Genomic DNA, 12,171 nt, shown 5'->3' with positions numbered 1-12,171 from the left:
TCTATCCTCAATGTTGCCGGACGGCAGCGCTCTTGCCTACGGTTAGCACGGCGCTCGTCGGCCGGATAAGACGCCTTAACGTCGCCATCCGGCATGTCATATTGTTATTTCGCGTTGCTATCCAGCAGGCCCGCAGCAACGGCGGGAGCCAGCCCCGGCGCCAGCGGCAGGCGCGGGATCACCAGGCAATGCAGCAGGTGGTAAATATCCTGCTTGCCGTCCCACACTTTGGTGGTCACCTGGTTATTGGTATCCAGCTCCTGCCACCACGAACCGTTCTCGTAGTCCATCAGATAAGTGATGCAGTAATCCCACCACTTCTGATACCAGGCTTCGTATTGGCTATCGCCGGTGAGGGTATACAGGGCGTAAGCGGTGCCCATTGCTTCCACAATCGGCCAGCGCACTCTTTCACGTACAATCGGTTTGCCGTCCCAGTCCACGGAGTAGACGAAGCCGTCTGCGCCATCGGGCGCCCAGGCGTCGCGAAGGGTGGCGTGGAATAACCCTTTGGCATCTTCCAGCAGCCAGGCGGGAGGAGTTTCAAAACGCGCTTCCAGGGCCGCATGCAGGTGCAGCATCAGGCGACCCCACTCGATCCAATGCCCCGGCGTGCCGCCGTAAGCGCGGAAACGGTGGGCAGGGTTATCTTTGTTGTAATCGCGAATGGGGTTCCACTGCGCATCGAAGTGCTCGTTGACGCGGTAGTCGCCGTTGCGGGCCACATCGTGAATAATGACAGAGGCGATGCGCAGCGCGCGGTCGAGCCATTTACGATCGTGGGTCACGTCGTACACGATCAAAAAAGCCTCTACGGCATGCATGTTGGCGTTGCCGCCACGGTAATCTTCGGTCTGGCTGAAGGCTTCGTCCCAGGACTCCAGGCACATCTGCTCCTCTTCGCTCCAGAAGTATTTTTCGATGACCTCGATCGCGTCATCCAGCAGTTTTCTGGCCTGTGGATGGCCCGTGGTGACGGCGCTTGCCGCCCCTAACAGGACGAAGAAATGCTGATATCCCTGTTTGGAGGCGTCCATCACGCCTTCATCGTTCACACAGGCATACCAGCCGCCGTAGCGCCGATCGCGTAACGCGCCGTTCAGCGCGTTAATACCATGGTCGACTAACTGATATGCGCCCGGACGGCCCATTGATGCAGCAACGGAATAAACGTGCAGCATACGGGCGGTAATCCACAGGTGCGTACCCATCTCCGCTCTGATCTGCCCCTGGTTTCCCAGCCAGCCGAAACCGGTAGGTACTGCGGATTTTTTCCCAAAGTCAAAAATGCGATCGGTTTCTTGCTCCAGCCAGCGGTTGTGGCTCAACGTGTTAAACCATTTCATGCTTTCATCCTCACATTAACGACGGCGGGCCATCATTTCGTCGACGATCTCACCCAAACGCTGCAACTTAGGCACAGAAATATCACGCAGCATCAGTTCGGTATCCGGCAGGCCAATCACCGATGACCAGACGGCGCGACCCGCCAGAAAACCAGATGCGCCCGCAGTCATTGCGACTCTGACCGCCCGAGGGAACAATTTTTCATCAATACCGGAGGAGAGGATGACCCACGGCATATTGATATGCTCGTTCAGGCGCTGTGACGCGGCGAGAAGGTCGTGCTGTGCGCCTTTTCCGTACAGCGGCATTTCAACTTTGTAGAGATCCGCGCCGCTGTCGCCCAACTCTTTTGCGGCATCAATGATGGCCTGTTCGCGGTCGAACTTATCGCCACGGCGAGGTGGGCGCACAACCGGTTCGATAATGCTCACCAGACCATTGCTGTGGCACATCTCATTAAATTCTTTGACCATATCAAGACGCTGTTGGGCGTCTTCATCGCTGCGCCAGAGCACCAGCAGTTTTAGCGCTTTACCGCCATCTTGCTTTATCGCTTGTGGATTGATTTTTTTATCAATGACGACGCTATCGACAGGAATGCCATTGCCGGGGATGAACGCATCGGCGGCGACGATCATGGCGCAGTTTTTCGCAATCGCGTTTTGCTCCATCACCTGGCGGTAACAGAACTGTTGGTCAATCAGAATGGCGGAGGCATAAGGAGACAGCACTTTTGCGGCATTCACTTTGAAATCCGTCAGTACGCTGTCGGCAACAGGAGACTTCGCACCAGCAGCTGCAAACATTAAGCGCATCGCTTCACGCTGATCGACCGCCAGCATGGCAAAGCCGCCGGATGCGCGCGTAATGTCTTTGATGGTGTAGTTGTTCATTCAGTTTTCCTTTATTCAGTCGTTACATTTTGAATTTGTTCGGTAATCCGGCGCTGTTACGCACCTGTTCGAGAATGGCTGTCCAGTCTTCCCGGCCACGACCGGCGGCGCGAGCCTGGTTATAAACTTCACGGGATGCGGCGCCGAGCGGCATCGGCACATGCAGTTGGTTGGCAACATCCAGCGCAATCCCCAGGTCTTTGTGCGCCAGATCGATCATGAAGGAGGGAGAAAGGTCGCCTTTCAGCACTTTGTTGGGCCAGGAGGTGGTGAAGTGGCCTTTGCCTGCCGGGGTTCCGCTCATCACTTTTAACGCGACGTCGAAGGAGAGGCCCAGCGCTTCGCATAACGCGGCGGCTTCGGCAGAAAGCGCATTCAGCGCGATGCTCATATAGTTATTGATAAGCTTTACGCGAATCCCCATGCCGGGGCCGCCAGCGTTAATCAATTCATTGCCCATCGCCATCAGTACCGGCGTTGCGCGCTCCACCTGTTCTGCGCTGCCGCCTGCCAGTAATAGCAACGTCCCCGCAATGGCGTGATCGGACGTTCGACCGACCGGGACATCCATCATGCTGAACCCTCTGGCGCGCATATCTGCGATAAGTTTGTCCGTCTGTAGCGGATGGATGGTGGACATATCGATCACCAGCGCGTCCTGTGACAAGCCTTCGCAAACGCCTTGATCGCCGAATAACACGCTGCGAACGAGATCGCCATTAGGCAGCATTGTGATGACAAACTCGGCCTCTTTCGCCGCCTGCGCCGGGCTGCTGGCAGGACGAGCGCCTTTTTCCACCAGGGTCTGTATGGCGTCGGGGTTCACATCAAAGACGCTGAGCTGATGGCCCTGCTTGAGCAAATTACTCGCCATGGGCGAACCCATCTGGCCTAATCCGACAAATGCAATCACTGCCATATCGTTCTCCTGAAACGTGGATGTCATTTTTTGTCACTTGTGTGACGCTGATTTTGTCTGTTTTTGATCGTATTTGTAATTTATGGTTAAAAAATTGACAGCCGTCACTTTTTAAACATTTTGCGAAATTAAAATAATCGCATCCCGAAATGCTTAAGGAATGACCATGATTCGTGTTGCTTGTGTGGGTATCACCGTGATGGATCGCATCTATTACGTTGAAGGTTTACCGACTGAAGGAGGTAAATATGTGGCGAAACGTTATACGGAAGTGGGCGGCGGGCCTGCTGCAACTGCCGCAGTGGCTGCGGCGAAACTGGGGGCGCAGGTGGACTTTATTGGGCGTGTGGGAGATGACGACACCGGAAACAGCCTGCTGGCGGAGCTGGAATCCCTGGGGGTAAATACCCGCTATACCCGGCGTTACGCGGGGGCGAAGTCCTCACAGTCTGCGGTCATCGTCGATGCGAAAGGGGAGCGGATTATCGTCAATTATCCCAGCCCGGATTTATTGCATGACGCTGACTGGCTTAATGAGATCGACTTTTCTCAATGGGATGTGGTGCTGGCGGATGTTCGCTGGCATGAAGGGGCGAAACGGGCGTTCACGCTGGCGCGCCGGGCCGGAGTCATGACGGTTCTGGATGGAGATGTGACGCCACAGGACATCAGCGAGCTGGTGGCGTTAAGCGATCATGCCGCCTTCTCTGAACCGGGTCTGACGCGCCTGACGGGAATACAGGATACCGTAAGCGCGTTAAAAAAATCACAAATGCTCACAAATGGACATGTCTATGTCACGCGCGGCAGTGAAGGATGCGACTGGTTAGACGATAATGTCTTTCGGCATCAACCCGGATTCCCGGTAGAGGTGGTTGACACCACCGGCGCGGGGGATGTTTTTCACGGTGCGCTCGCCTTTAGCCTGGCGGGCGGAGCGCCAGTCGAAGAGGCCGTCAGGTTTGCCAGCGGCGTGGCCGCATTGAAATGCACCCGACCAGGCGGGCGTGCTGGAATCCCTGACTGTGATCAAACCCGATCTTTTCTGTCACTTTTTGTATAAAATGTAAGGCAATGGTTTTTCGAGGAATTTGCATGAGTCTTACTGAACTGACCGGTAACCCACGGCATGATCAGTTGCTGGCGCTGATTGGCGAGCGCGGTTACATGAATATTGACGAACTGGCTGGCCTGCTGGATGTGTCCACGCAGACCGTGCGTCGCGATATCCGCAAACTGAGCGATCAGGGATTGATTACGCGTCATCACGGTGGCGCGGGACGGGCTTCCAGCGTTGTGAATACCGCCTTTGAGCAGCGAGAAGTCTCCTGGACGGAAGAGAAAAAAGCCATCGCGGAAGCGGTGGCGGACTATATTCCAGACGGCTCCACGGTCTTTATCACCATTGGTACGACCGTTGAGCAGGTAGCGCGGGCGCTGTTAAACCACAATCATCTGCGAATTATCACTAACAGCCTGCGTGTGGCGCATATTCTGTACAATAATCCGCGTTTTGAAGTGATGGTGCCTGGCGGAACGCTTCGCCCGCATAACAGCGGCATTATCGGCCCTTCTGCGACGGCGTTTGTGGCGGGGTTTCGTGCGGACTATCTTGTCACCAGCGTCGGTGCGATAGAAAGCGATGGCGCGTTGCTGGAGTTTGACGTCAATGAAGCCAGCGTGGTGAAAACCATGATGGCTCACTCCCGGCATATTCTCCTTGCTGCCGATCATACGAAATACCATGCTTCCGCAGCGGTAGAGATTGGCAACGTGTCGCAGGTAACGGCGCTGTTTACTGATGAGTATCCTGGCCCGGCATTGCATAACCTGCTTCAGTCACAGCAGGTTGAGATCGTCCAGGTTAGCCCAGGCCAGGATGACGCAACGTCAGTCTGAAGGGGTTATAAAAAGAACCGTCTTTTTAGACGGTTCTTTTTCACCTTTTTGCTAAATATATAATCATCCTGGTGGTGATATAAAAATCTTAAAATAAAAACCGCCTGCTTATTGTTACCCTGATAGCTGTTGTTTTATAAGGCGTTTATTTTCCTGCCGGGAATGCTTTTATTCTATAAAAATAGTTATTAAGAATAATGCAAATAAATAAGGTGCATTTTATTTACTGTTATCTCATGAGCCCCTGCCGTACATTGACAGATTAAATGAATACTTGTATTTATTCTGCTAAGGTGACAATTCATTACGCCTTTGAACTCTGACTCTTTAATTATTTAAAGATGAGCGGATGGATTTCGCCTTTTATAAATATCTTATGCACGCGTCTTTGATGCTTTTATCCGAATAAAAAAGCCTTACGGAAAAGGTGGCTCTCATGAAATCTTCTCGTCTTATTCAAAAAACGCCGATCCCGGCAAAGCTCGCGCTCTGTATTGCCAGTGCGCTGGCGTTGAGCGGGCAGGCTGTAGCAGGATGTAGTTACACGTCTACCGCACAACTATTTTGTGACAATACAACTATATATCACTATGGTAATCCGCTCGGAGGAGCTGCAAGGGATTACAGTGGATTTGATGAAGTCCGTATTGATACTACCTCAGAAGGAACTACTTCAGGATTAACTGGCTGGGGTGTCTATATTGATAACATTGGCTATAAATTTAAAAATCTGGTTATCAATACAACAGGCACCGCAGCAGATGGAATCCACTCTAAAAATGCAGGCGGTAAACTGGTCGCAGATAATATCTATATTACCGCAACAGGAAGTAGTGCTGATGGAATAAATATTGGTCGCGAATTACAGGCTGATTATTCAATTGTTGAAGTCAATGGTGATGTAACGGTTGATGCTGAAAATGGAATGGGGCTACGCGCCAACGCGTCTGCGAATAAAGACAACGCCCAGTCATCAATAATTATCCATGGTGATACTGATATTGTTACCCGTGGTCCTGGTGGCGCGAATACGGGATACGGGATCTATGCAGGTAGAGATCCCGCGCAATTTACAGGTACAGCAAAAGGCGATGCGAGTATTACGGTTAATGGCACCGCATCAGTCGCGACGTCAGGGCGTAGTGCTCATGCGGTATATGTGGCCCGTAAGGGGTTAATAAACCTTAATAATGTGGATTTGAAAACCTCCGGCGTGGGCGCACATGGCGTTTATGCGTATTCATCTACTGATTCTGCAACGGTGAACCTTAGCGGTGATAGTAAAATTCAGGTTACTGATAGCGGCGCTTATGCCATTTACGCCTATGGTTCACAGGCGTTGGTTCGCTCGTGGGATTATGTTACCGATAGTGCTGGCTCTGGCGTATACGACATTGAAGGAAATTTACGCGCATATTACGGCGGTACGATGGATCTGCGGATGGAAGAGGGGAGCCGTTTTGTGGGGCAAACGGATTCTTCACAACAAAATAGTAACGCGAACTACCATGGTACGCTGGATCTGGATATAAACGGTGCAAACAGCGAATGGACGATGACCGGGAACTCTGTGGTCTCTACTCTGACGCTGAACCAGGCCACATTGCGTTATAGCGCAGATGGCGTGTCCCGCGATGACGAAAGTACCTTTAAAACCCTGACCGTGATGGGCAACTACACCGGCACAGATGCGTTACTGGTGTTGAACACCGTGCTTGAAGGCGATGACTCTTTTACCGATAAACTGATCGTCAAAGGGGATACCTCCGGCAATACCAACGTAGGCATCAATAACATCGGCGGTGTGGGCGATCTGACCCTTAACGGTATTGAGATTGTGGACGTTGAGGGCGTTTCCGACGGAACGTTCACCAAAGCCGGACGTATTGTGGCGGGTGGCTATGACTATGACGTGGTGAAAAATGCCAGTAACTGGTATCTCACCAGCCAGCTAAGCCCGGTGGAGCCAGAACCGGAACCAGAACCTGAGCCGGAACCAGAAAACCCGGACCCGGTCGATCCACCAACACCGCCGGGACCGGTTGACCCGGTGGATCCGCCAGCACCACCAGGGCCGGTTGATCCCGTGGAACCACCAACGCCGCCAGGACCGGTCGATCCTGTTGATCCCCCCGCGCCACCAGAGCCACCGCTGCCGCCAGCGCCTGAACCTGGTGAACATCAATACCGCCCTGAATTTGGTAGCTATCTGGCGAACAACTATGCCGCCAATACGCTGTTTATCACCCGTCTGCACGATCGCCTGGGTGAAACCCAGTACACCGACATATTAACGGGCGAGCAGAAAGTGACCAGCATGTGGATGCGTAACGTAGGTGGTCATATGCGCTTTACTGATGGCAGCAAGCAACTGAAAACGCAGGCTAATCGCTATGTATTGCAGATTGGCGGCGACCTGGCGCAGTGGAGCAGCGATAGTCTCGACCGCTGGCATCTGGGTGTGATGGCAGGTTATGCCAATCAGAAAAGTAAAACGCATAACACCCATAATGGCTACGCTTCACGCGGTCATGTGAACGGCTACAGCGCGGGGTTGTATGCGACGTGGTATGCGAATGAAGCGGATAAAACCGGGACGTATCTGGATAGCTGGGTGCTCTATAACTGGTTTGATAACACCGTGCAGGGTGACCATCTTGCCAGTGAAAAATACAAATCTGACGGTATCACGGCGTCTATCGAAGGGGGATACACCTTCCTGATAGGCGAAAGCGAGCGTACGAGTTACTGGCTCCAGCCAAAAGCCCAGGTGATCTGGATGGACGTGCAGGCCGACTCGCACCGTGAAAGCAACGGCACTCAGGTGAAAGACAAAACTGACGGCAACCTGATGACCCGACTCGGTGTGCGTGCATACCTGAAAGGCCATAACGCCATTGATGATGGCAAAGACCGCGAGTTTCAGCCGTTTGTTGAAGCAAACTGGCTCCACAATACCCACAACCAGAGCGTCCAGATGGGGGCGATCCGGGATGAAATCAGCGGCACCAAAAATATTGGTGAGCTGAAAGTTGGTGTGGAAGGGCAAATTAACCCGCGTTTGCAGGTGTGGGGGAATGTAGCTCAGCAGGTAGGCGACAACAGTTACAGCGATACCGCAGCGATGTTGGGGGTGAAATACAGCTTCTGAACCATAATGGCAGATAGCTTACCGGGCCTACGGACTATTTTGTAGGCCGGATAAGGCAAAGCCGCCATCCGGCAAAAAGTGTTAAGGCGATGCATTGCATCGCCTTTTTTCCGGTTGCGTTAGTCGATTTTTTCCCTGTCCGGCGCATAGTCAAACTCCTGCTTTCCCGCTACAGTTATTCATCCACGGCTTGCAAGGAGAGGATCATGCTCTATATCTTTGATTTAGGTAATGTGATTGTCGATATCGACTTCAACCGCGTGTTAGGTGCATGGAGTGACCTGAGCCGTGTCCCGCTGGCTTCGTTGAAGCAAAGTTTTACGATGGGAGAGGCGTTTCATCAGCATGAGCGGGGGGAGATCACTGATGAAGCCTTCGCAGAAGCGCTGTGCCATGAGATGGCGTTACCGCTGAGCTATGAGCAATTTTCCCACGGCTGGCAGGCGGTATTTGTCGCATTACGGCCCGAGGTTATCGACATCATGCATAAGCTTCGTGAGCAGGGGCATCGTGTTGTCGTATTGTCTAATACCAACCGTCTGCATACGACCTTCTGGCCGGATGAATACCCTGAAGTTCGCCAGGCTGCCGATCATATTTATCTGTCTCAGGAATTGGGCATGCGTAAACCTGAGGTGCGGATTTACCAGCATGTTTTGCAGACAGAAGGTTTTTCTGCCGCCGATACGGTCTTTTTTGACGACAACGCCGATAATATAGAAGGGGCTAACCAGTTGGGGATCACCAGTATTCTGGTGACGGATAAAACGACCATCCCGGATTATTTCGCGAAGTTGTTATGCTAAAAAACGTGCATCAAAAAGCCAGGCATCATACGCGTCCAGTCAGGGCCTGGCTTAAACTGTTGTGGCAGCGCATTGACGAGGACAATATGACCACCCTGGCGGGGAACCTGGCCTATGTCTCGTTGCTCTCGTTAGTGCCGTTGATCGCCGTCGTTTTTGCGCTTTTCGCCGCCTTTCCCATGTTTTCCGATGTCAGCCTCCAGTTACGCCATTTTATTTTTGCTAACTTCATCCCGGCGACGGGAGATGTTATTCAGCGTTATATTGAGCAGTTCGTCGCAAATTCCAACAAAATGACGGCGGTAGGCGCTTGTGGACTGATCGTCACGGCGCTGTTGCTGATGTATGCCATCGACAGCGCCCTGAACACTATCTGGCGTAGCAAACGCACGCGTCCAAAGGTGTATTCTTTCGCCGTTTACTGGATGATCCTGACCCTGGGGCCACTGCTGGCGGGCGCCAGCCTGGCGATCAGCTCCTATCTGCTTTCTCTGCGCTGGGCCAGCGAGCTCAACACGGTTATTGATAACGTCCTGAGGGTATTCCCTCTGATTCTCTCCTGGATTTCGTTCTGGCTGCTGTACAGCATTGTGCCGACCACGCGCGTACCAAACCGCGATGCCGTCGTCGGCGCTTTTGTCGCAGCGGTACTGTTCGAAGCAGGAAAGAAAGGATTCGCGCTTTATATCACCATGTTCCCGTCATATCAGTTGATTTACGGCGTGCTGGCGGTTATCCCCATTTTGTTTGTCTGGGTGTACTGGACATGGTGTATCGTCTTGCTTGGTGCCGAAATAACTGTCACTCTCGGGGAATACCGCAAACTCAAACAAGCCGCAGAACAAGAAGAAGCAGACCAATCATGATTGCATTAATTCAGCGCGTAACCCGTGCCAGCGTCACCGTGGAGGGCGAGGTGACGGGTGAAATCGGCCAAGGACTTTTAGTGTTATTAGGTGTCGAAAGGGATGATGACGAACAGAAAGCGAATCGCCTGTGCGAGCGCGTGCTCGGTTATCGAATTTTTAGCGATGCCGAAGGCAAAATGAATCTCAACGTGCAACAGGCGGGGGGAAGCGTGCTGGTGGTGTCGCAATTTACGCTGGCTGCCGATACCGAACGCGGTATGCGACCGGGCTTCTCAAGAGGCGCCGCGCCGGATCGCGCTGAAGCGCTATATGAATACTTTGTTGAGCGCTGCCGCCAACAGGAAATGAACACGCAAACCGGACGTTTCGCTGCCGATATGCAGGTCTCGCTGGTCAATGATGGCCCCGTAACGTTCTGGCTACAGGTATGAGCCAGCTTCCGGCGTGGCCGCGGGTAACAAGAGAGAGTACAGCTATGTATCACCTTCGAGTACCGCAAACAGAAGAAGAATTAGCGCGTTACTACCAGTTTCGCTGGGAAATGCTGCGCAAACCGCTCCACCAGCCGAAAGGCTCCGAACGCGATGCCTGGGATGCGATGGCGCATCATCAAATGGTGGTGGATGAAGAGGGGAACCTGGTTGCGGTAGGGCGTTTGTATATCAATGCGGATAACGAAGCCTCTATTCGTTTCATGGCCGTTGAACCGTCAGTTCAGGATAAAGGGCTGGGAACGTTGATGGCGATGACCCTGGAGTCCGTGGCGCGCCAGGAAGGGGTAAAACGCGTCACCTGTAGCGCCCGTGAAGATGCGGTAGCGTTCTTCGCCAAACTTGGCTTTGTGAATCAAGGGGAAATCACGACCCCGCAAACCACGCCGGTTCGCCATTTTCTGATGATTAAACCGGTCGCGACGCTGGATGACATTCTGCACCGTGGCGACTGGTGTGGGCAGCTTCAGCAGGCCTGGTATGAGCACATCCCGTTAAGTGAAAAAATGGGGGTGCGCATTCAGCAGTACACTGGTCAGAAATTTATTACGACCATGCCTGAAACGGGCAATCAGAATCCGCACCACACGTTGTTTGCCGGGAGTTTGTTTTCACTGGCGACACTTACCGGCTGGGGGCTGATCTGGCTCATGCTGCGCGAGCGTCATCTGGGCGGTACGATTATTCTCGCCGATGCGCATATTCGCTACAGCAGGCCCATCAGCGGCAAACCCAGCGCAATTGCCGATCTGGGGTCGTTGAGCGGCGATCTGGACAGGCTGGCGCGAGGCCGTAAAGCACGCGTGCAACTGCAAGTGGAGTTGTTTGGCGACGAGACGTCAGGCGCAGTTTTTGAAGGTATTTATATCGTATTGCCGGCAAAACCGTTTGGCCCTTATGAAGAGGGCGGCAACGAGGAAGAGTAGGATAAAGGGGGTAATCCTCCTTTATTCGATATTTTGCTCCCTTAATCTGTATGGATATACAGCGTTATAACCTGGTTTTTAGCGAAAAGAAACGGGGAGTTCTGACGAGGTTGCAATTCTGGAAAGCGGCTCGTAAAAGCAAAAATCGCGCTCATAAAGTCTTTTTTCTGGTCTTTCATCGGTGTATGTTGTTTGAAAATTAATCGCCAATGATATACTGGAGGTATATATGAGTATGATGGCTGGAATGGAAATGGGCAGAATATTACTTGATTTATCAGATGAGGTTATCAAGCGGCTTGATGACCTCAAACAACAGCGTAATCTTCCGCGAGCAGAGCTATTACGCGAAGCAGTTGAACAATACCTGGAAAGGCAGGGACAAGCCGAAACCACTATTTCCGATGCGCTGGGGCTCTGGCAAGGTTGCGAAGAAGATGGCGTTGAATACGAAAGGAAGCTCCGCGAGGAGTGGCAATGATTAAAGGTCCGGTGTTGTTTGACACCAATATTCTCATTGATTTATTTAGCGGGCGTGGTGAAGCGAAGAAGGCGCTCGAAGCTTACTCACCCCAGAATGCCATTAGTCTCATTACCTGGATGGAAGTGATGGTAGGGGCAAAAAAGTACCATCAGGAATCCCGCACACGTATAGCATTGAGCGCTTTTAACGTTATTGGCGTTTCACAGGATATTGCCGAAAGAAGTGTCAGTCTCAGGCAGGAATACGGGATGAAGTTGCCGGATGCGGTTATTCTGGCTACAGCGCACATTCATCGTTTTGCGCTCGTGACGCGCAATACAAAGGACTTTGCGGGGATTCCGGGAGTCATTACGCCTTACCATTTATAAGCCGGGCGGCACGCGCCA

12 protein-coding genes are annotated in these 12,171 nt (G+C 52.6%); 9 read left to right on the top strand and 3 right to left on the bottom strand.

Annotated elements, in window-relative coordinates:
- Positions 1 to 104: 104 nt before the first annotated feature.
- From yihS to yihU, 3 genes are read right to left on the bottom strand one after another with little or no spacing between them, the layout of a single operon-like run.
- Positions 105 to 1,346 (bottom strand): sulfoquinovose isomerase, encoded by a 1,242-nt coding sequence (gene yihS / locus FD428_RS20900; RefSeq protein WP_047459905.1) that lies wholly within the window; start codon positions 1,344 to 1,346, stop codon positions 105 to 107.
- Between the two features lie 15 nt (positions 1,347 to 1,361).
- Complete coding sequence (yihT, locus tag FD428_RS20895) at positions 1,362 to 2,240, bottom strand: sulfofructosephosphate aldolase (RefSeq protein WP_114848727.1); 879 nt, start codon at positions 2,238 to 2,240, stop codon at positions 1,362 to 1,364.
- A gap of 22 nt (positions 2,241 to 2,262) precedes the next feature.
- Positions 2,263 to 3,159, bottom strand: coding sequence for a sulfolactaldehyde 3-reductase (gene yihU / locus FD428_RS20890; protein WP_024130674.1), 897 nt, complete (start codon positions 3,157 to 3,159; stop codon positions 2,263 to 2,265).
- A gap of 166 nt (positions 3,160 to 3,325) precedes the next feature.
- On the opposite strand from yihU, the gene FD428_RS20885 reads away from it, so the two are divergent.
- From FD428_RS20885 to FD428_RS20845, 9 genes are all read left to right on the top strand, one after another.
- The gene (locus tag FD428_RS20885) at positions 3,326 to 4,222 is read left to right on the top strand and encodes a sugar kinase (protein ID WP_114848728.1); all 897 of its coding nucleotides are present in this window, start codon (positions 3,326 to 3,328) and stop codon (positions 4,220 to 4,222) included.
- A gap of 32 nt (positions 4,223 to 4,254) precedes the next feature.
- A complete protein-coding gene (locus tag FD428_RS20880) occupies positions 4,255 to 5,058 on the top strand; it encodes a DeoR/GlpR family DNA-binding transcription regulator (protein WP_012133927.1) in 804 nt (267 codons plus the stop codon).
- Positions 5,059 to 5,494: 436 nt separating this feature from the next.
- On the top strand, positions 5,495 to 8,209 hold the full coding sequence (locus tag FD428_RS20875; RefSeq protein ID WP_114848729.1) for an autotransporter outer membrane beta-barrel domain-containing protein: 2,715 nt from the start codon (positions 5,495 to 5,497) through the stop codon (positions 8,207 to 8,209).
- 206 nt (positions 8,210 to 8,415) lie between these two features.
- A complete protein-coding gene (yihX, locus tag FD428_RS20870) occupies positions 8,416 to 9,015 on the top strand; it encodes a glucose-1-phosphatase (RefSeq protein ID WP_047459890.1) in 600 nt (199 codons plus the stop codon).
- Positions 9,009 to 9,881, top strand: a complete 873-nt coding sequence (locus FD428_RS20865) for a virulence factor BrkB family protein (protein ID WP_012133924.1) — start codon at positions 9,009 to 9,011, stop codon at positions 9,879 to 9,881. The genes yihX and FD428_RS20865 overlap by 7 nt, the downstream gene beginning before the upstream one ends.
- Positions 9,878 to 10,315, top strand: a complete 438-nt coding sequence (gene dtd / locus FD428_RS20860) for a D-aminoacyl-tRNA deacylase (protein WP_047459887.1) — start codon at positions 9,878 to 9,880, stop codon at positions 10,313 to 10,315. The genes FD428_RS20865 and dtd overlap by 4 nt, the downstream gene beginning before the upstream one ends.
- Positions 10,316 to 10,359: 44 nt before the next feature.
- Positions 10,360 to 11,301 (top strand): fatty acid biosynthesis protein FabY, encoded by a 942-nt coding sequence (fabY, locus tag FD428_RS20855; protein ID WP_024130670.1) that lies wholly within the window; start codon positions 10,360 to 10,362, stop codon positions 11,299 to 11,301.
- Between the two features lie 235 nt (positions 11,302 to 11,536).
- Positions 11,537 to 11,782, top strand: a complete 246-nt coding sequence (locus FD428_RS20850) for a CopG family transcriptional regulator (protein ID WP_162790489.1) — start codon at positions 11,537 to 11,539, stop codon at positions 11,780 to 11,782.
- The gene (locus tag FD428_RS20845) at positions 11,779 to 12,153 is read left to right on the top strand and encodes a type II toxin-antitoxin system VapC family toxin (RefSeq protein WP_012133919.1); all 375 of its coding nucleotides are present in this window, start codon (positions 11,779 to 11,781) and stop codon (positions 12,151 to 12,153) included. Before FD428_RS20850 ends, FD428_RS20845 begins: the two co-directional genes overlap by 4 nt.
- Positions 12,154 to 12,171 lie beyond the last annotated feature (18 nt).

The organism is Citrobacter sp. TBCP-5362, assembly GCF_005406305.1.
Taxonomy (GTDB): Bacteria; Pseudomonadota; Gammaproteobacteria; order Enterobacterales; family Enterobacteriaceae; genus Citrobacter_B; species Citrobacter_B koseri.
The sequence above is the reverse complement of the archived record's forward strand: the minus strand, read 5'-3'. Positions and strand labels throughout refer to the sequence as shown.